At 46.8% G+C, this 20,574-nt stretch carries 13 protein-coding genes; 8 read left to right on the top strand and 5 right to left on the bottom strand.

The window, feature by feature from the left end:
- The first annotated feature begins 12 nt into the window (after positions 1-12).
- Positions 13-2,268 carry a DUF6160 family protein gene (locus tag FTT68_RS05320; RefSeq protein WP_180056579.1) on the top strand — a complete coding sequence of 752 codons (2,256 nt, stop codon included), beginning with the start codon at positions 13-15 and terminating at the stop codon, positions 2,266-2,268.
- 29 nt (positions 2,269-2,297) lie between these two features.
- Positions 2,298-3,716: a hypothetical protein gene (locus tag FTT68_RS05315; protein ID WP_180056421.1), complete on the top strand. Its 1,419-nt coding sequence runs from the start codon at positions 2,298-2,300 to the stop codon at positions 3,714-3,716.
- 54 nt (positions 3,717-3,770) lie between these two features.
- Here FTT68_RS05315 and FTT68_RS05310 read toward each other — a convergent pair whose 3' ends face one another.
- The 4 genes from FTT68_RS05310 to FTT68_RS05295 form a co-directional block, all read right to left on the bottom strand.
- Entirely contained in the window at positions 3,771-5,486 is a 1,716-nt protein-coding gene (locus FTT68_RS05310) for a proline--tRNA ligase (protein ID WP_104469971.1), read from the bottom strand.
- Between the two features lie 97 nt (positions 5,487-5,583).
- Positions 5,584-8,688 carry an efflux RND transporter permease subunit gene (locus FTT68_RS05305; RefSeq protein ID WP_180056422.1) on the bottom strand — a complete coding sequence of 1,035 codons (3,105 nt, stop codon included), beginning with the start codon at positions 8,686-8,688 and terminating at the stop codon, positions 5,584-5,586.
- A 6-nt stretch (positions 8,689-8,694) separates the two neighbouring features.
- A complete protein-coding gene (locus FTT68_RS05300; RefSeq protein WP_180056423.1) occupies positions 8,695-9,840 on the bottom strand; it encodes an efflux RND transporter periplasmic adaptor subunit in 1,146 nt (381 codons plus the stop codon).
- A 54-nt stretch (positions 9,841-9,894) separates the two neighbouring features.
- A complete protein-coding gene (locus FTT68_RS05295) occupies positions 9,895-10,446 on the bottom strand; it encodes a hypothetical protein (RefSeq protein ID WP_225876431.1) in 552 nt (183 codons plus the stop codon).
- A 371-nt stretch (positions 10,447-10,817) separates the two neighbouring features.
- On the opposite strand from FTT68_RS05295, the gene pilG reads away from it, so the two are divergent.
- The 6 genes from pilG (at position 10,818) to FTT68_RS05265 (ending at position 19,349) form a co-directional block, all read left to right on the top strand.
- On the top strand, positions 10,818-11,201 hold the full coding sequence (gene pilG / locus FTT68_RS05290) for a twitching motility response regulator PilG (protein WP_005179541.1): 384 nt from the start codon (positions 10,818-10,820) through the stop codon (positions 11,199-11,201).
- A gap of 16 nt (positions 11,202-11,217) precedes the next feature.
- On the top strand, positions 11,218-11,586 hold the full coding sequence (locus tag FTT68_RS05285) for a PleD family two-component system response regulator (protein ID WP_005179539.1): 369 nt from the start codon (positions 11,218-11,220) through the stop codon (positions 11,584-11,586).
- A gap of 3 nt (positions 11,587-11,589) precedes the next feature.
- Positions 11,590-12,126: a chemotaxis protein CheW gene (locus FTT68_RS05280; RefSeq protein WP_005179538.1), complete on the top strand. Its 537-nt coding sequence runs from the start codon at positions 11,590-11,592 to the stop codon at positions 12,124-12,126.
- 45 nt (positions 12,127-12,171) lie between these two features.
- Positions 12,172-14,244, top strand: coding sequence for a methyl-accepting chemotaxis protein (locus tag FTT68_RS05275; protein WP_180056424.1), 2,073 nt, complete (start codon positions 12,172-12,174; stop codon positions 14,242-14,244).
- Between the two features lie 156 nt (positions 14,245-14,400).
- Complete coding sequence (locus tag FTT68_RS05270; protein ID WP_180056425.1) at positions 14,401-18,891, top strand: Hpt domain-containing protein; 4,491 nt, start codon at positions 14,401-14,403, stop codon at positions 18,889-18,891.
- A complete protein-coding gene (locus tag FTT68_RS05265; RefSeq protein WP_075167114.1) occupies positions 18,888-19,349 on the top strand; it encodes a hypothetical protein in 462 nt (153 codons plus the stop codon). Before FTT68_RS05270 ends, FTT68_RS05265 begins: the two co-directional genes overlap by 4 nt.
- 69 nt (positions 19,350-19,418) lie before the next feature.
- Here the strand turns inward: FTT68_RS05265 and dapE are convergent, their stop codons facing one another.
- On the bottom strand, positions 19,419-20,552 hold the full coding sequence (gene dapE / locus FTT68_RS05260) for a succinyl-diaminopimelate desuccinylase (protein WP_180006973.1): 1,134 nt from the start codon (positions 20,550-20,552) through the stop codon (positions 19,419-19,421).
- Positions 20,553-20,574: the final 22 nt, after the last annotated feature.

Here is a 20,574-nt window from a genome sequence, read left to right as displayed (position 1 = left end):
AAGGACATTGAAATGAATAAAACAATAAAATTAAATGTACTTGCCTTATCTATCTGTTTAGCTCAGCAGGCATACGCACTACAGCCTATTTCTGATCGTAGTCTCAGTCAGGTGACAGGGCAGGATGGTATTTCTATTACCCATGAAGTTTCGAAGGTGACAATTGATCAATTGAACTGGGTGGACTATCACAATACCGGCAGTATGAAACTGGGGATGCATGATATTGAAGTGCTCAGCTCGGGGGGGCAGAATATTAAAAGTACCCTTGATGTTGACGTTGGTACCACAGCAAATGGTGTCGGCATGCATATCCAGGCGAGTATTTCACCATTTAAATCTACGGTTCAGAACATCATGCTCATTTGTGAGCCGAACTGTGGTGATAACCAAACGGATCAGAACCTGGGGTCTTTAAGCTTTCATACTATTTCACCACTACGTTTTAACTTAATTACCAGTAATGGATTATTTAACCGGAATGATCTGGCTCATTTAGATTTTGAGCTTAAAAATGCCAGTATTTCTTATGGTCTAAATGGCCAGAACCTGACCTTAAAAGATTTTAACTTTAACCTGTCTGCAGATGGGTATATGTATTTGGATCAGGATGAAGGGATTGTGCTGGCAACTAAAAACAGTCCTACTGGCCAAGACCATATTGTAAATTTAGGACGGGTAGAAGATCTGACCAATGTATCCGATAACCGGTCAGGAGCAACCAATCCAGGGGTGAATATCGATTTACGTTATGGTCCAGAGGGAAGCCAGAATAACCTGATTCGTATGGGAGCTTCTGGAGCAGTGACCAATGGTAAGCTCTTTATTAATGCCAACCAGGCTGGAATTGGGAAGTTTAATACGGTTAGTCGTAATTCAGGCGATTTGACTGAAACAACACGGCAAGCCGGTGGTTATGATATAGCCGGTCTGGGTGGTTTACATCTGGGTATGTCTGCCGAATTTACCCGAGAAGGCAACCCGCTACTCAATGGCAGGGCTCCGACTACACTCGAGATTGGGCATACAGGTACAGGCAGCTATGCAATTGAATTTTCTAACTTATCGCCACTTGCAGTACGTGATAGTAATAATGTTGATGATTTGACTAAACGCAACGCCTATATTGATTTTGGTGATATTTTTATTAATACCGTTCAGGCCAAATCTTTAAACTTTATTATCAATGAGAATATGCAAAAGGTGCTGGGCAGTAATACTCTAGAATTGATTTATAACATTAGCCCTGATCAGAATGCACAAAATTTAGCGCTTATTGCGGTGCGAGGTATGGATTTTCAGGCCATCGCGCGTAAGGCCAGATTCATTTCAGATAACTCAATTGATGCCATTACCGCAACTTCTGATGAATGGGGAATTGGTATTCCAATCTTTAACTTAAATACCAACCTGGCTTTGTATGCAAAAAATTATAGTCGTAATGGCGTTGACCGTTCTGGTTTAGGCTATAACCTGGCACTTTCGACGGAAGGCTATGGTATTGACCAGAAAACAGGTGCACCAAGTACAACCTCTATTCTGATTATTGATGGTGCGACCGGTAAATACAGTGGTGAAGAAGTCAACTATTATGCGGGCCTAAGAAATATAGATGCGTACCTGAAATCGGATGGGGTGATTGGTTTTGAAGAAGATGGCATTTATGTCAAGGCAGATAACTTGCTGCTGGCTGCAAAAGCTGAAATTGCAATTGGTCAGTTGCCTGGCTCTTTATATAACTGTGCTGAAGTGGAGTGCCAGAACCGGGTAGTTCCTATCGATAACTTTGCCAGAAAAGATGACATCTTGGCTTCTTTAGCCTTCAAGCTTGATGGTAAAGGTGAACTTATGATTATTCCTGGTCTTGAGTCCACGAATGCCACACCCGATACTAATTTTTTATCTTTAAAAGCAAATTTTGAATTTAATCCGATTGCAGAGACAGATAAAGATGATCCAAGTGTTTTGGGCAGTTATATCAGCCTGATTAATGAAGACCAGAATGGCGTCGGGACTAAAACCTCCAGTGTAAATTTAAACAAAATGCAAGGTCATGTCGGTTTAGATGCCCGTGTTCTAGTGAAACAAGATACGGTGGTCTTGGATAATCAGGTGAACTTTAATTATAAAGCGACAATGCAGCCTGGATTGGGACAAGCTTTTAAAGCAGAAATGGCGATGTCTCCATCTGGAACGATGCAAAAAATTGCTGATTTTGCCATTCCTGGTGGCAATATGCGTAGCACTTTAGGGATCACACCACGCTAAGTAGATGAAATTGGCTTAAGGATTTGAGTATGAAAAAAACAATAATGTGGGCTCTTATAGGTTCAGCTTTATCCATGACGAACACAAGTCATGCCTTATCTGTGCTTGAAGATGCTGAATTATCGGATGTGACAGGACAGGCTCTATTTTCTGTCGTGAAAGAAACAGATGCTAGTCAAGGTTTAGATTTTTTTAAACTGGGAATTGATGCTGAGTTATCACTAAATGCCAATATTAAATCCTTGCAACTTGGCTGTGGCGGTGAAAATGGTGCGGGTGCTTGTGATATTGATATCTCTGCACTGTCATTGGGCTGTGTGGTGGGCGCGAGTGGAAATTGTATTACCTTACCTACCAATATTGCAGGACAGCCCAAAGGCCAAGATTTTGATAACAGTTTAAGTAATCAAAAAGAGTTAAGAGATTTTGTCTTAACGAATCCCTTTTTCCAATTTGCGATCAAAGGAGGCGACCAAGCTGCAACTCGTGAAGTGGTCGGGGTAAGAGTGGGTGCGGATAAAGCCCAAGGCCCGATGAGCATTGGTGCTATGAATAATTTTAGTGGTTATTTAACTGGAATCAATAATTTATATATTCAGGCACAAACCAATGTGGCGGTTACCTGTAAGCAGGGAACAGCAAACTGTTCCGATGCAGATGCTTCAAAGTATTCTCAAGATTTCGTTGGTGATTATGGTCGTCTTGCTGGTGGTAAAAAGCAACAATATGAAGCAAGTGCATATTTAGGGGTTAAAAATGCTGAAATCCTTAATCTTCTTTTTGGTTCTGTAACTGTGGAATATCGTGACCAGACGATTAATACAGCAGCAGCTCAACGGGAAAACTTAGGTATTGTCGCAAACGGAAATCGTATGACCCAAGTACAAATCCATGGTTTGCAATTAGGAAGCTTGGTCGATGATGTTGTACAAAATCTGACAATTAACCAAATGTGTACCGGTCATGATCCTGGCAAGTGTAGTGCTATTGGTACAGACACGATTGGAAATACGTTATTGCCTTTATTACGTACAGGAATTAAAATTTATATGAAACAGGAAACATTAAAAGGTTTAAATCTTCCTGTTCCTGAGCAAGGTACTTTGGAGCTGGATGGTGCTTATAGTACTAAACTCACCAATTTATTAAATGCCTATGTCTTGCCTTATAATTTAGGCAATGTACATCAAATTGATGTTGACTCTAACTTGTTTGGTATTGCCTTAACTTCTTTAGGGAATGGTATTCGTTTCCCTGGTTTTGCTGAGGATGCAAAAGCAACCAAGGGATGGTCAATGTATTTAGAAGATGCTTTTACGATTAATATTAATCAGCCTTTAACTACCTTAATGTCCAATATTGTACAAACCGGTTTGGCTGCTCAAGGGAATATTACAATGCTTGAGCAACCATACCGTAATTGCTATGGAAGTATGAAGTTCTGCTAAGCCTTAAAACTAAAAAATCCCGCCGAAGCGGGATTTTTTATATACAAAGACTTATTATTTTGCGAGCTTCGCCAATAACTCATCTTTGCTTAAGTTGGTTGATTCAGCATCACGGCGACCTTTATATTCAAAAGTACCCGCATCTAAACCTTTTTCACCAATCACAATACGGTGTGGAATACCGGTTAACTCCAGATCAGAGAATTTCACTCCTGGGCGTTCATTACGGTCATCCAGTAGTACATCATAACCGGCAGCACTTAATTCTGCATATAAGGCTTCTGCAGCTTCTAATGTGCGCGGTGACTTGTGTGCATTCATTGGTACAATTGCGACTTCAAATGGAGCAATGGCAGCTGGCCAGATAATCCCTTTCTCATCATAATTCTGTTCAATTGCAGAAGCCACGACACGGGTCACACCAATACCATAACAGCCCATGGTCACTACAAATGGTTTGCCATCTTCGCCTAACACTTTACAGTTCAGTGCTTCAGAATATTTTTGGCCCAGCTGGAAAATATGGCCCACTTCAATTCCGCGTTTAATTTGAAGTACACCTTTACCATCTGGAGATGGATCGCCTTCCACCACATTACGTAGGTCATAGACTTCAGTAAACTGTGCATCACGCTCCCAGTTCACACCCGTAGCGTGTTGATCTGCGGCGTTGGCACCTGCAACAAAGTCAGACAAGACAGAAGCAGCACGATCGACAATCACGGTCATGCCTTTTTCAACCAAGCCTTGTGGACCTACAAAACCAGCGGTCAGACCAAGCGCAGCAATTTGCTCTTCAGTAGCGAAGGTTAATGGCGCTGCAATTAAAGGATGTTTTTCAGCTTTAATTTCATTCAGTTCATGGTCACCGCGCAGGAACAGGGCAATCACCGGAACAGTGCCATTTTCATCGGCAATGCCTTGTACCAGTAAAGCTTTAACAGAATGCGCAGGATCAGTACCGAGGAAGCTTGATACATCCGCGATGGTCTTTTGATTTGGAGTATCTACAACAGTTAAGGCTTGGCTTGGCGCTGCGCGCTCACCGACCAGAATCGCTTCCGCCATTTCAATATTGGCTGCGTAATCCGATTCAGTCGAGAAGGCGATATCATCTTCACCGCTGTCTGCCAGAACGTGGAATTCATGGGAACCTGAACCACCAATTGAGCCGGTATCGGCCTGTACCGGACGGAAATCCAGACCAAGACGGCTAAAGATCCGGCAGTAGGTGTCATACATGACATCATAGGTTTCTTGCAAAGAAGCCTGATCAACGTGGAAAGAATAGGCATCTTTCATGATGAATTCACGTGAACGCATCACCCCGAAACGTGGACGGATTTCGTCACGGAATTTGGTCTGAATCTGATAGAAGTTCATTGGCAGCTGTTTGTAACTTTTCAGCTCAGTGCGTGCCAGATCGGTAATCACTTCTTCATGGGTTGGGCCCAGCACAAACGGGTTGTTGTGACGGTCGGTAAAACGCAGTAATTCCGGACCATATTGCACATAACGGCCCGATTCTTCCCACAAAGATGCAGGCTGGGTCACTGGCATAAAGGTTTCTAAAGCGCCGGCGCGGTTCATTTCTTCACGGACAATCGCTTCGACTTTATTTAATACGCGTACCCCCATCGGCAACCAGGTATACAGACCTGAAGCCAATTTACGGATCATCCCCGCACGTAACATGAGCTGATGTGAAATCACTTCAGCATCATTTGGGGTTTCTCTTAACGTAGCAAACAAAAAGCGACTCGCGCGCATGGAAACTGTCCTGATAATTAATCGTGAAAGCAGAGATTATACGATAAAAAAATGAGGTGAACATTCGGAATGTCACCTCATTGTGTTTTCTTCTGACTCAAGACATCAATTTGCGGCTTTGGCGCAGCATGAAATTCTTGAAATCATCCAGATAGGTGAAGATGACGGGCACCACCACCAGCGTGAGCAGGGTCGAGGTAATCACCCCGCCAATTACCGCATGGGCCATGGGGGCACTCTGTTCGCCGCCTTCACCCAGACCGAGTGCCAGCGGGACCATGCCCATTACCATGGCAGACGTGGTCATTAGAATCGGGCGTAAACGGGTTTTACCGGCCTGAATAATCGCCTCATAACGCGGCTCACCTCTGTCCATGGCCTTTTTAATAAAGTCGATCAGCAGGATGGCGTTCTTGGTGACCAGTCCCATCAGCATGATAATCCCGATAATCGAGAACAGGTTCATGGTGGAGTTCAGCAGGAACAGCGCCAAAAACACCCCAATCAGCGACAGTGGCAACGAGGCCATAATCGCAGCTGGGTGAATAAAGCTGTTAAATTGCGAGCCCAGCACAATGTAAATAAACACAATCGACAGGGTGATGGCGGTCAGTGCATAACCCGCAGATTCAGCCATATCGGCATTGGAACCTTGGGTATCGAAGCTGTAACCCGGCGGCAATTCAAAGTTGTTTTGAATGGCTTCAATGTCCCGGCCAATATCACCAGCTGGGCGACCTGCGGTATTGGCTTCGACCAGAACCTCACGGGCCAGATCACGACGGTTAATCTGTGAAGCGCCGAGGTTTTCTTCAAAGCTGGCCACACTGGCCAACGGCACCAGAATGGCTTGACCATTGGCATCGGTTTTTTGTGAGGTCAGCGACATTTGCTGGACATCACCCGGCAGGCTGCGGCGGTCTTCAGTCAGACGGACATTTACATCATAGGTTTCGCCGTTTTCATCTTGCCAGGTGGTGACGTCATCGCCGGCAATCAGCGGACGAATCACGTTGGCAATCTGGTTCACAGAGAGGCCTAAATCACTGGCCAGTACCCGGTTGATTTGCACTTCCAGTGTTGGTTTCGGTTCTTTCAAGGAGCTTTCCAGATCGACAATACCGTCTACTTTGGCAATTTCCAGCATAAAGCGGTCGGAAATCTGTTGTAGCTGGTTTAAATCCGGCCCTTTAATCGAAATCATCACCGGTTTTTGCCCGCCCGATACGGTTTCATCTGCCGAGGCCACCGAGGTGACGCGAATGCCAGCCACGGTTTGCAGCCGTTCACGGAATTCATTGTTCAGCTCGGTTAGGGTCTGTTTACGCTCATTGCGCGGTGTAACCTTCACGCGTAAATTGACATGGTTTTTACCGCGGTCAGTCAGACTGTTAACCGAACCATAGGTAGAAATAACCTGTGGATGCTGGCGAATAATCTGATCGACCTGTTTCAGTTTGGCCTGTGAATATTCCAGCGAGGCATCCACCGGAGTTTCAAACTTAATCCGGATTTCACCTTTGTCCGGCACCGGTACAAATTCGGTACCAATCAGTTTGGATAAACCGAGTGCGCCAAATAACGAGGCCACCGCAATCAGTAGGGTAATCAGGCGGAAGCGTAAGGCCAGTTTCAGCAGCTTTTCATAGACATGACTGAGATTGTCCAGTTTGTTGGAAATCCAGTTCAGGAAACGTTTCACCCGGCCTGGCTGTTTGTTGGGGTTTTTACGCTCGGCCCAGTGTGCCGACAGCATCGGGTCCAGGGTAAAGCTAACAAACATGGAAATTAAAACTGCGGTACTGACCGTGACCCCAAACTGATAGAAGAAACGGCCAATAATCCCGCCCATAAAGGCCACCGGCAGGAATACCGCAACAATGGTCAGGGTGGTGGCCAGAACTGCCAGACCAATTTCTTTGGTACCATCCAGCGCTGCGCTAACATGATCTTTGCCCATGTCGGCATGACGGACAATATTTTCCCGCACCACAATCGCGTCATCAATTAGCAGACCAATACTTAAAGACAGGGCCAGTAAGGTCATCATGTTGATGGTAAAACCAAAGGCCCAGATAAAGGTCAGTGTGCCGAGCAGGGCAATTGGCAGGGTCAGGCCGGTAATGGCGGTGGAGCGGAAAGAGCCTAAAAACAGCAGGACGATCAGTACTGCCAGCGCTGCACCTTCAATAATGGTCCGGGCCACATCACGGATACTGCCGCGAATGCCTTTGGAACTGTCGACCACCACTTTGGCTGTGGTGCCCTCAGGCAATTGTTGCTGAAGGTCATCCAGCACTTTATAGGTGTTATCGACCACCTCAATGACATTAGAATCTGAACTGCGCAGAATATCCACCGCAACCGCAGTTTTGCCATCTAAAAAGGCACTGGACTCTAGCTCGGCCTGGCTATCCTGAATGTCAGCGACCTGTTTCAGATAAATCGGTGCACCATTTTTATTGGCAATAATCAGGTCCCCAAAGGCCAGCGGATGGATAACCTTGGAGTTAATTTCAACCACCAGCTCGCTGTTGGCCTGTTTCAGGGTGCCGCCCGGCACTTCAACATTTTCTGCTTTTAGGGTGTTGATGACCTGATCTACGCCAATCCCGAAACTTTGCAGTTTTTCTGGTTGTACTTCAATCCGGATCTGGCGCTGTGCATCACCGAGTAAATTGACTGTTCCCACTCCCGGTACGGTGCGCAGTTGCGGCACAATGCGCTGGTCCAGATAAGCACTTAAATCACGCAGTGACATCTGCTCGGATTCAAACACAATCGACATAATCGCGTTGGCCGTCGGGTCGTAGCGCTCCACCACCGGGTCCTGGATTTCATCGCGGAATTCGGCAGTGACACTGGCAATTTTATCGCGTACATCCTGCGCTGCTACGGCAGAAGATACATCCAGATTGAACTCGGCAATAATGGTGGAAAGGCCCTCACTGGACTGGGAAATCACCTGTTTGAGACCGGAAATGGTGTTGATCTGATCTTCCATTTTCTTGGTAATTTCAGATTCAACCGTTTCCGGCGAGGCGCCCGGATAGTTGGTATAGACCACCACAAACGGAAAGTCGACATCCGGAAATTCTTCAACGCCCATACGCTGCCAGGAAGCCAGGCCCAGCACCATCAGACACAGCATCATCATGACCGTAAAAACGGGATATTTGACACTAATTCGGGTAAACCACATAGTTTTCTATCCTGAGGCGTTTTCGGCGGTCTGGCTGATGCTGACCGGTTGCTGTTCATTCTGCGGACTAAATTTGACCCGACTCACTAAATCGCTGGCCTGCAATCCGCTTACAATAGCGGTATTGTCACTATAGCGCTGCTCGAGCACGTGAATATCGACCCGGACAATCTTGTTCTGGCGAATGACCCAGACATAAGGTTTGTTTTGTATATCCTGAATGGTGTCTAAAGGAATCAGCTGACCGGAAATCGAGTTGGACGAAATAATATTGCCTTCAACAAAGGCGCCGATGCTGAGCGAGTTGATGGATTCATTGGGTGTGGCAAAAAACTCGATCTGACGGCTGGCCAGATCGGCAATCGGAGATACCCGGCTTAAGGTGGCGGTCAGTTGGGCCGGATTGCCCTGAATTTTATATTCAATCTTTTGGCCGACCTTGAGTGCAGACTGCTGGTCACTTGGCAGTTTGGCCTGAATTTCCAGCTGGTCCGGATTAACAATTTCAAACAGGGTCTGGCCGGCAGAAACCGTCTGGCCAGGTTCGACCTGACGCTGGGTAATCACCCCGCTAATCGGGCTGAGAATGGTGCCATCGCGATCGGCTTTTTCGGCAATATCGACGTTGGCCTGCTGGGCACGGACATTTTCCAGCTGGGCACGATAATCGACCTGACTTTGTTCATATTCGACTTTGGAAATAAAGCCCTGATTCAGCAGGCGACGTTTACGCTCCATCATCACCCGGGCCTGATTGGCTTGTGCCTGCGTGGAGGCAAGGTTGGCGCGTGCTTGTGCCAGACGTGCGGCATTATCCTGATTGTTTAAACGGACCAGCACCTGACCTTTGCTAACCCGCTGGCCCACTTGCGCATTGACTGTACTGGCGGTGGCAGTGACCTGTGCCTGAATGCTGCTGTGTTGTACGGCACGGATGGTGCCGGTAAAGGCAGTTTTGGACACCGAGTCACCGGTTTGTACGGCCACCACATCATCCTGAATCAGTTCAATGGTTTCTGGTTCGCTACGGGCCTGTTCCGGTTCTGAGTTCTGGCAGGCGGTCAGTAGTAGACACAGGCAAAGTGTACTGAAGCCGAGCAGGGGCGTGCGAAAACGGGTAGAAGTATGTGATATACGCGGTGCTGGTCGCATGCATATTTATCCTTATTTTTCTTGTCACATGACAATTCAATTAAAAACTTCACTTTATTCAAGTGCTTTTAAGCGAGTAATAATTCTGTCGTATTCTGCCTGTGTTTTTCGATAGCTCGTTTGTAACGATTGAATCTGCTGTCTTTTCTGATTTAAGTTGGTCAGGTTGTTGTTTAAATTGTTTTTCAGCTGTTCCGGGACCGGTTTGACTTTGCGCAGATATTCCATTTCCTGACGTTTAAACACAATCCGGTCATTCTGTAATTGTTTTAACTGTTCCTGCTGAAAGGCAATCTGCTTTTTAATATGTGCCAGCGCATTGTCACGTTGCTGGGTAGCAATATGACTGTTGGTATAGGCCTGTTTTAGTTTTAAATCCTGCTCGCGCTGACGGGCCTGCGCGGCACGTTGTGGCGCCTGACGGGCATCGGTTTCGCTATTATAGGGACGCGCGCGCTGAATCACCTGCATATTGCGGTCCAGCGCCTCATAGCCATAGCGGATATGGTTTGGCGTAACGTTACTGCTGATATTGGCCACGCCGTTTTTATCGTAGTAGCGATACCAGGCCGGCTTGTTATCGGTATTGGCAGACAGCTGTCCCATCTGTAAAGCCAGCAGCAAGCCCAGTAATGATTTACTGAACAATGATGTATGCGCCCTTTTTGTGAGAGCTTTTTGAAAAAAAGTACGCACAAGCTTCCCCGAGATAAAGTTGACTAATTTACTTATTTTTAAGTCTTTAAACTGTTATATTAGACCAGAATCAGAAATTTAAAAAATACAATAGACAAAAAAAAATCAATGGTCATGGAAAAGTGTGAAGCAGTTATACAAAGTTTCTATAAAGTGTAGGTTTGGGCAAAAACTGTTCATTGAAACCTAAAGTAAAGATATGTTAAAAATAACCATAATTATGTAAATAAAATTCTACTACACCGAATTGCTTGTACAAACAAAATGGGAAGGGTCATTAAATGGACGATAAACTCCAAAATCTAAAAGTCATGGTGATTGATGATTCAAAAACCATTCGTCGTACAGCTGAAACTTTATTACAGCGTGAAGGCTATGAAGTGGTCACTGCCGTCGACGGTTTTGAAGCATTGTCTAAAATTGCCGATGCAAATCCGGATATCGTTTTTGTTGACATCATGATGCCACGTCTAGATGGCTATCAAACCTGCGCATTAATTAAAAACTCGCAAAACTACCAGAATATTCCAGTCATCATGCTGTCCAGTAAAGATGGTCTGTTCGATCAGGCCAAAGGCCGCGTGGTGGGTTCAGATGAATATTTAACCAAACCTTTTAGTAAAGATGAGCTTTTAAACGCGATTCGTAATCACGTAAGCGCATAACTCGGGGAATATAAAGATGGCACGTATTTTAATTGTAGATGATTCTCCAACAGAAACATTCCGCTTCAAAGAAATTCTGACCAAGCATGGTTTTGAAGTGCTTGAAGCAGCCAATGGTGCAGACGGGGTGACCATGGCACAGGCCGAGCTTCCTGACTTGGTGCTGATGGATGTGGTGATGCCGGGTGTAAACGGTTTCCAGGCGACCCGTCAAATTGCCCGTGGGGATACCACCAAGCATATTCCAATTGTGATCGTGAGTACCAAAGACCAAGCCACTGACCGCGTTTGGGGGAAACGTCAGGGTGCCAGCGATTATCTGACTAAACCTGTAGATGAACAACAATTAATAGATGTTATTAATCAACACCTGAATGCAGGATAACTTATGGCCGCAAATGGATTTATCGAATTACTTCGGTTGTCTAAACGGGGAAATAAAAACTACGTTACAACTGAAAATGAAGTAAACCGATGGTCTGGCATTGCGTTTGAGATGATGGGGCAATATTTCGTTGCCCCGTTGGGGGAAGTCACTGAGGTTATCTATCCACCAAAATATACGCCGGTACCCAACACCCAGAACTGGGTCATGGGGCTGGCCAATATCCGGGGCCGATTACTCTCAGTTTCAGACTTGGCACATTATGTTTCTGGACATAGCAGTGCTTATTCACCGACTCAAAAAGTAATGTGTATTAGTCATCAAGACCATTATGTCGGTTTGGTTGTAGATCAAGTTTTGGGGATCCAACACTTTAATAAGAAAAGTTTCTTTTCTAAACACAATGATTTAGATAGTAATTTACAAGAATATTGTCAGGGGTATTTCCACCAGCATAACCAGCAATGGCATATTTTCTTATTTAGTCGTTTATTGCAAAACCCAAAATTTATGAACGCATCTATAAAATTTATAAATTAACTATCGCGTACGCATATATAAAGGCGAAAATCGGGGAGAAGCTGCATGGGCTTTAAACTTAAAAAGAAAAACTCAGGCGATGGAACCAACCGCAAAAGCGGTTCGGCATCAGTCGCAAAATTACAGACGCAAATTGACCAGTTTGCGGGTGTATTCGGTGATACCAATAAATCAAAGCCACTTATTTTCATTGCCGCAGTTGCGCTGTTGGTCTCGATTATCAGTCTTTTGTCTTTATTCTATAGCGTACCGCGTACCAACCAGTTAACCCAGAGTCTGGGTGAATTACGTTTGTTATCGCAGACCATTTCACGTCAGGCCACTGAAGCCACTGCTTCAGGCACCAAAGAATCGATCCAGAAGCTGACCCAGTCACAACAAAGCTTTAAAGAAAATCTGGAAACGGTAAAAGATATTGGCAGTAACTCGGCCGAGCTGGAAAAAGTTGAAGCCGACTGGGCCAAAGTTTCTCAGAATATTGATGCGATCAGCTCGCAACAGGCTATTATTAGCAAACTGTATGACACCAACATCGCGATCAGTGAAACCATTCCGGGGATTCAGGCCGAATATAACCTGATGGTTGACCAGATGGCACGTCAGGACATGCCAAGTAGCCAGGTGGTTATTGCCAAGAACCAGGTGTTCATTGCAGAACGTATCCTGCGTTCAATCAGCTCGGTATTAACCGGTTCAGAAAACTCGCGTGAATCTGCCGATGACTTCAGTGCCGATACCGAGACATTCGGTGCTTACTTGAATGCCCAGCTGAACGGTAGTGCAGAGCTCGGTGTACAGCGTATTGCTGACCCAGGCCTACGTGAAGCTTTAGAAGGCATCCAGTTTGAATATGATGACGTTTTAAAATCTGCATCGGCAACGGTATTAAATAACTCGGCGCAGATTGTACGTGTACGTCAGGCTGCATCGGACATTTTCAGTCAGTCAGATGAGCTGTTAAACCAGTTAAACAAATTATCCAGCGGTGCAGGCCCGGCAGTCATTATTCCGGCCGTACTGTTAATTGCCAGCTTATTGGTCTTCCTGGTACTGGTATTCAAATTACTGACGTTACGTGGTCAATCCGATAAACAACGTGTAACCCGTCTGCAAGACGAATATGACCGTAACCAGAACGCGATTTTACGTTTACTGGATGAAATTGCCGACCTGGCGGATGGTGACTTGCGTTCATACGCGACCGTATCGGAAGACTTTACCGGTGCGATTGCCGACTCGATTAACTTCGCAATTGACCAGTTACGTGACCTGGTATCGCGTATTCATGAAACTTCTCACGAAGTAGCGCGTTATACCGCCAATACTCAGGAAATTACCAACCAGCTGGCCGAAGCATCTGAACACCAGGCGCAGGAAATTGCCGGTGCATCTGCCGCGATTAACGAAATGGCGATGTCGATTGACCAGGTATCTACCAACGCCGAAGAATCTGCAGCGGTTGCGGAACGTTCAGTACAAATTGCATCGAATGGTGCGGAAGTTGTAAACCGTTCAATTCAGGGTATGGATATCATTCGTGAGCAGATTCAGGAAACCTCGAAACGTATTAAACGTCTGGGTGAATCTTCGCAGGAAATTGGTAACATCGTTGCCCTGATTAACGATATTGCCGACCAGACTAACATTCTGGCTTTAAACGCAGCAATTCAGGCGTCGATGGCCGGTGAAGCAGGTCGTGGTTTCGCGGTCGTAGCCGACGAAGTACAGCGTCTTGCGGAACGTTCAGCATCTGCAACCAAGCAGATTGAAACCCTGGTTAAAACCATTCAGACCGATACCAACGAAGCGGTAATTTCGATGGAACAAACCACCTCTGAGGTTGTTCGTGGTGCGAACTTGACCAAGGATGCCGGTGTGGCACTGGATGAAATTCAGACTGTATCGAATAACCTGGCGAAACTGATTGCCAACATTTCTGACGCTGCGAAACTGCAGTCGGCTTCGGCGGGTCATATTGCGACCACGATGAACGTCGTACAGGAAATTACGTCGCAAACCACGACAGCAACCTTCGATACGGCACGTTCGGTTTCTGAACTGGCCAGCATGGCGGAATCATTACGTGAATCTGTAACCGACTTTAAACTTCCGGACTAAGGAAGCCACAGAGAGCTTCTTTCGGGAAGCTCTCTGTTTTAAACAGATCAAGCCAAGCATCGACAAGATCAGCTTAACTTCAGGGTTAGGTTACACGTGATGGTTACAATTAAGTTTGAGTGCCGCTGGGCGCTGAAAACATAAGAAGCCTTAGCTATGAAAGAAATATTAAAAAATTTAGTTGAAACGACTGCGCTTCCTGAAGATAGTTATCTTGATCAAGATGCAGAAATTCTAGAAATTTTTGTTGAAGAAATTGAAGAAATCTTCGTTGAGCTAAAAGACCTATTGGCTCAATGGGCCAAGCAGCCTAACGATCAGGAAACGCTAACCACCATTCGCCGTCATTTTCATACCTTAAAAGGTTCGGGACGCATGGTTGGGGCCAAGTCGGCAGGGGAGCTGGCCTGGACGGTTGAAGATACCTTAAACCGGGTCATTTCCGGTAGTCTGACCCTGTCAGCGCAGGTGCAGCAGTTTGCAACCGCGGTGGCGAATGTCTTTGAATACAAACTTTATCCAAGCTTTAAACATGCTCAGCCGATGGCACTGGACCTGCGTCCATTGGTGCTGTTAGGACAACAATTACAACAAAATTTAAGTCCTGAACCGGCCTTAGAAGAACTTCTACAACTGGCGAGCAGCTTAACATCCAGCGACAGTATTACTGGTCTAGAGTTTGATACAGCAAGCACTGATGAGCAGGTTGCTGTAGATGCCGAGCTGGCTGTGGCTGATAGTGTTGAAGAAGATCCGTTAGCGGCTGAAACACTGGCCATCTTTATTGAAGAAGCAGAAGAACACCTGTTAACGGTGGATCGCTTCCTGGCACATGATGAGCTGAAAACCCAGGATTACAATGGCCTGATTCGTGCCCTGCATACCTTGCGCGGCAGTTCATCCATGGCACACATCGAACAGATTTTTGATGCCAGCTCCAAGGTCGAAAACCTGTTCAAGACCCTGTTGCAGGATGAAATTAAATCGACCTCCAAAGAAACCGCACTGTTATTGCAATATGCTGAATTTGTGCGGGATTATCTGCATCTGTTGCCGCAGAATGACAGTGCCGGCATGGACCGGATTTATCAGACCTTCAATACTGCATGGCAGAACTATGGCTTTAGCCTGGAAGATGTTGATGAATCAGTGAATCCGCAAGGTTTGGTATCCAAGCTGATTGAACTGAATATTGATCAGTTACTCGATGCCGAGTTCGAATTTGACCAGCGTGCGCAGGCTGAATATCCGGAATATATCCAGACCCTGAGCCATCAGGCGAAGCTACTGGTAGAGCGTACCGATAACCGTGCCTCTCAGGGTATTCATGATTTTACCCAGGAATTACAACTGGCCTATGCAGCCTTGCTGGACAAGCCAAGCCTGCTGCATAGCGATTATGCCTTTGAATTATTTGGACAGGCGCATCAGGAATTTATCCATCTGTTTGATACCCTGGCTGCCGGGCAACGCGTCAGCTTAAGCGAAGATGCTCAGAAGATCATCAATAACCTGAGTGCCTTTGTACAGCAGGATATTGAAGCACTAAGCCCAGAAACTGATACCACAGAAGCTGTAACCGAAACGGCTGAAACCGGTGCAGGGCTGAATCTGGCCGTATTGTCACAGCGTCTGGAAGCTGACCGTCAATACATGGACAGCGCTGAGGCCAATAAGGACTTTGATCCAGATCTGCTGGACATTTTCCTGGAAGAAGCCGAAGAGTTACTTACGGGTATTGACCAGGATGTTAACAGCTGGAGCCAAGACTCGAGCAATACTGCTGCACTGAACAATCTGATGCGCCATTTGCACACCTTAAAAGGTGGTGCCAACATGATTGCAGCCAGCCATATCGGTCTGATTGCGCACCATTTAGAAACTATTTATGAGCGCATCATTAACCGTCAAATGAGCGCATCGACCGCATTGATTCAGATTATCCGTCTGGTTCAGGACAATATTGCGGACCGTATCCAGACCATCCGTGAACAGCAGGTCGATTATCCGGCGCAAGAATCACTGGCGATTCTGGAAAATATTAGCGAACTGGCCCAAGGTCAACTGGTTGAAGCTGAATCGCTGGCAGTGGCGGCTGAAGCAACCTCTAGCGCAGATGTACAACAGTCTGATGCATCTGCACTTGAATTTGAGTTGGAACCAGCACCTGCAGAAACAGCCTATGCTGCGCCTGAAGATGAGCAGCCAGACACCAGCAGCGAACCGGTACTGGAAGATGCACCGACCCTGGCTGAGCAAACCATCCCTACAGATGCGGTATCTACTACTGAAAATGACGGTGAAGACAATCTGCATTCGATTGTGGAAGAAACCTTCCTGGAAGAAGCCGAGGAACTGCTCGACACCACAGAAAGCCTGTTAAAGCAGTGGTTTGACCATCGTAGTGACCGAAGCATTTTGCTGCAGTTACAACGTGCTGCGCACAGCCTGAAAGGTGGCGCGCGTATGGCCGAAATCGAGCCGGTGGCCGTGATTGCTTATCAGCTGGAAAATACCTTTGAACAGTTCGCGGTGCATCAGTTTAATTCCAATGCCTATGATGCCTTGCTCAACACCACTGTGGCCTGGTTAAAAGAAGCCATCTTCCAGCGCGATTACAGCAATTTTGATAGCCTGAAAGCCAGCCTGGAGTCGATTGAATACGTCAATGCGACGGCACAGCTGCCAGAACGCTTCAATACCGCCGATCTGCTGGCGCCAAGCAAAACCTTCGAATTTGTGCAGGGTGATGGTGCCGAGCCGCCATCCATGCAGGGCGAATGGAGCGAAACCGCACAGCTGGATAACAGCAATGAGATGATCCGTATTTCGGCTGATCTGGTTGAGAAGATGATTGACCTGTCGGGTGAAAACGCGATTAACCGCTCGCGAATCGAGATGGAGCTGGGTCAGCTGGGCGGTACCCTGAATGAAATGGAACTGGCGATTAAACGTCTGGCCGATCAGTTACGCCGAATGGAAGGCGAGCTGGAAAGCCAGATTATTGCCAAACATGGTGATGAACATTCACGCTATACCGACTTCGACCCGCTGGAGATGGACCAGTATTCATCCTTGAACCAGCTGTCGAAATCGTTGGCGGAATCGGCGTCGGACTTGGTGGACTTTAAGACCACGCTGGCGGACAAGATTCGTGATGCTGAAGGTCTGTTACTGCAACAGTCGCGGATTCAGGCAGAAATTCAGGAAAGCCTGATGCGCACCCGTCTGGTACCGTTCTCGCGCATGTTGCCACGTTTACAGCGGATTGTGCGTCAGACTTCATCGACCTTAAACCGTCCTGCCGAGCTGGTGGTACACAATACCGAAGGCGAGCTGGACCGGACTATTCTGGAACGCCTGATTTCACCATTTGAACACATGCTGCGTAATGCGGTGGACCATGGCCTGGAAGATGCCGCTGTACGTAAACAGGCAGCGAAGCCGGAAGTGGGCCAGATTGAGCTGAACATTGGCCGTCAGGGCACTGATGTACTGATTAGCTTTACCGATGATGGTAAGGGGATTGATGAAACCAAAATTCACGCCAAAGCCCTGAGCCTTGGCCTGATTCAGCCAGAGCAACAGCTGGACAAGAAAGAAATTCTGCAGCTGATTTTCCATCCGGGCTTTAGTACCGCACAGGCCGTGACCCAGATTTCGGGTCGTGGCGTCGGTCTGGACGTGGTGCAAAGCGAAATTAAAGCGCTGGGCGGCCATGTCGAGGTCGATTCTGAACTCGGTAAAGGCACTACTTTCAGTATTCGCGTACCGACCACAGTGGCGGTATCCGATGCCTTGATGGTAAAAGTTGGCGATCAGCAGTTCGCAATTCCATTGGCGCAAATTGACCGTATTGTACGAATTTCACCTTCTGCGCTGGAAAGTTACTTCAGCAGCAAAGATGACTACTTCAAGATTGATCAGCAAAACTATAAGTTGCGCTATCTGTCCGAGTTTGTTGCCAATCAGCCATTGCCGCGTTTAAGCAATATCGCACATTCATTGCCGGTGCTGCTGATTAAAGGCAATACTGGTCAGACCATTGCCTTACTGGTCGATCAGCTGATTGGTTCACGTGGCCAGATTGTGATGAAACCGATTGGCCAGCAGTTCTCCAGCGTGGGTTCGATTGCCGGCGCGACCATTCTCGGTGATGGTCAGGTCTGTCTGATTCTGGATGGTCAGAATATTGCCCGTCAGATTCAGGCAACCCAGCGCATCAAGCATGTGATGGAGCCGCGTGAAGTACAGCGTCGTGATACCCGTCGTCTGGTGATGATTGTGGATGACTCGGTGACCGTACGTAAGGTCACGTCACGTCTGCTCGAACGTCAGGGCTTTGATGTGGTCACGGCCAAAGACGGTGTCGATGCGATTGAGCAGCTGGAAAATGTTAAACCGGATCTGATGCTGCTGGATATTGAAATGCCGCGTATGGATGGCTTTGAGGTGACCAACCTGGTACGCCACCATGACATCCATCGTGACTTGCCAATTATCATGATTACCTCGCGTACCGGTGAAAAACACCGCGAACGTGCCTTTAGCTTGGGGGTAACGCACTATATGGGTAAACCGTTCCAGGAAGCAGAACTGCTTGCCAATATTGAAAACATTTTGCATAGCAGTGAGGCTAAAGCATGAGTCAAAGCAACAGCACCAGCAAAATCGACCAGATTAGCCAGCAGGAACTGCAACATCTGATTACCGTTTCGACTGGTTTTATTGATGCCTATATTGTGGAATGTCATGATCAGGAAGATATGCTGATTCCGCAGAATATTGTCCTGTCGGCGCTGGACAGTTCTACCGCAGTCGATCATGTCGAGTGGCATGATCTAAAACTGCCGGTATATCGTGTTACCCATCCAGAGCAAAATCAGGGCGTTGCCTTGGTGATTGAAGGCGATGAAATTGACCAGCGTTTTGCCCTGATGTGTAATGCCATGCCAAAAACCATCCGTCTGCGTATTTCGGAAGTGGTTGATGATGAGCGTGAAGGCCAACATCCGGCGGTATTCCAGTATGTGCGTATGGGTGAGCAGGTATTCCATGTCCCGAATCTGGCACATATTCAGGCCAGTCTGGGTTTGAATAGCTAATTTAACAGTTGGCAACAGACACAAAAAAAGGAACTCCGCGGAGTTCCTTTTTTATGCAACAGCAAAAAATTAAGTCAGCAGGCCTTCAAGAATCTGCTCATAAATTTCAGCCAGTGGTTCTAAATCATCAATATTCACGTGTTCATTGATCTGGTGAATGGTCGCGTTCAGCACACCGAGTTCCAGCACTTGTGCACCGGTTGGCGCGATAAAGCGGCCATCTGATGTTCCGCCCGAAGTAGACAGTTCAGTCTCAACACCAGTCACATTGCGAATCGCATTTTTGGCGGCATTGACCAGTTCACCGACTGGGGTCAGGAATGGTAAACCGGACAGTGTCCATTGAATGTTATAGTTCAGTTGATGACGGTCCAGAATTTCCAGTACCCGGGCTTTGAGCTGCTCAGCAGTCACTTCAGTCGAGTAACGGAAGTTAAAGGTCACGGTCATGGTGCCCGGTACCACGTTGGTTGCACCGGTACCGGCCTGAATATTCGATACCTGGAAAGAGGTGGCCGGGAAGTATTCGTTGCCATTGTCCCAAACAGTTTCGCACAGTTCAGCCAGCGCTTTAGAGGCAGTATGAATCGGGTTAATTGCCAGATGTGGATAAGCCACATGGCCCTGTTTGCCTTTCACGGTTAATACCGCATTTAATGAACCGCGACGGCCATTTTTGACAATATCACCCAGACGATGGGTGCTTGATGGTTCACCGACCAGACACCAGTCCATTTTTTCATTACGTGCTTCCAGGGTTTCAACCACCTTTACGGTACCGTTAATGGATGGACCTTCTTCATCTGAGGTAATTAAGAACGCAATTGAGCCTTTATGATCTGGATGTTTGGCCACAAAGCGTTCTGAAGCCACCACCATGGCTGCCAATGCCGTTTTCATATCGGCACTACCGCGGCCATAGAGCTTGCCATCACGAATTTCTGGAGCAAACGGGTCAGAATGCCAGGCATCTAAACTACCGGTAGGGACCACATCGGTATGACCGGCAAAACAGAATACCGGGCCTTCTGTGCCTTTACGCGCCCAAAGATTATCGACATCTTCAAAACGCATTGATTCAATATTAAAGCCAATCTTTTTTAAGCGTTCCGCCATGATGTCTTGGCAGTTATGATCAACAGGTGTTACGGAAGGTTGACGTAATAACTGTAAGCTGAGCTCGAGCGTATCTGAGTGGTTCATGGCTTTGGAATCATGCAAAAAA

Origin of the sequence: Acinetobacter sp. Q85-2 (assembly GCF_013420555.1) — a bacterium.
GTDB lineage: Bacteria > Pseudomonadota > Gammaproteobacteria > Pseudomonadales > Moraxellaceae > Acinetobacter > Acinetobacter indicus.
The sequence above is the reverse complement of the archived record's forward strand: the minus strand, read 5'-3'. Positions and strand labels throughout refer to the sequence as shown.

Bases quoted from the DNA above. Each gene is read 5' to 3' on its own strand.
- pilG (WP_005179541.1), top strand. From the start codon at position 10,818: ATGGACGATAAACTCCAAAATCTAAAAGTCATGGTGATTGATGATTCA.
- FTT68_RS05280 (WP_005179538.1), top strand. From the start codon at position 11,590: ATGGCCGCAAATGGATTTATCGAATTACTTCGGTTGTCTAAACGGGGA.
- FTT68_RS05315 (WP_180056421.1), top strand. From the start codon at position 2,298: ATGAAAAAAACAATAATGTGGGCTCTTATAGGTTCAGCTTTATCCATG.
- FTT68_RS05305 (WP_180056422.1), bottom strand. From the start codon at position 8,688: ATGTGGTTTACCCGAATTAGTGTCAAATATCCCGTTTTTACGGTCATG.
- dapE (WP_180006973.1), bottom strand. From the start codon at position 20,552: ATGAACCACTCAGATACGCTCGAGCTCAGCTTACAGTTATTACGTCAA.
- FTT68_RS05300 (WP_180056423.1), bottom strand. From the start codon at position 9,840: ATGCGACCAGCACCGCGTATATCACATACTTCTACCCGTTTTCGCACG.
- FTT68_RS05320 (WP_180056579.1), top strand. From the start codon at position 13: ATGAATAAAACAATAAAATTAAATGTACTTGCCTTATCTATCTGTTTA.
- FTT68_RS05270 (WP_180056425.1), top strand. From the start codon at position 14,401: ATGAAAGAAATATTAAAAAATTTAGTTGAAACGACTGCGCTTCCTGAA.
- FTT68_RS05275 (WP_180056424.1), top strand. From the start codon at position 12,172: ATGGGCTTTAAACTTAAAAAGAAAAACTCAGGCGATGGAACCAACCGC.
- FTT68_RS05295 (WP_225876431.1), bottom strand. From the start codon at position 10,446: ATGGGACAGCTGTCTGCCAATACCGATAACAAGCCGGCCTGGTATCGC.
- FTT68_RS05310 (WP_104469971.1), bottom strand. From the start codon at position 5,486: ATGCGCGCGAGTCGCTTTTTGTTTGCTACGTTAAGAGAAACCCCAAAT.
- FTT68_RS05265 (WP_075167114.1), top strand. From the start codon at position 18,888: ATGAGTCAAAGCAACAGCACCAGCAAAATCGACCAGATTAGCCAGCAG.
- FTT68_RS05285 (WP_005179539.1), top strand. From the start codon at position 11,218: ATGGCACGTATTTTAATTGTAGATGATTCTCCAACAGAAACATTCCGC.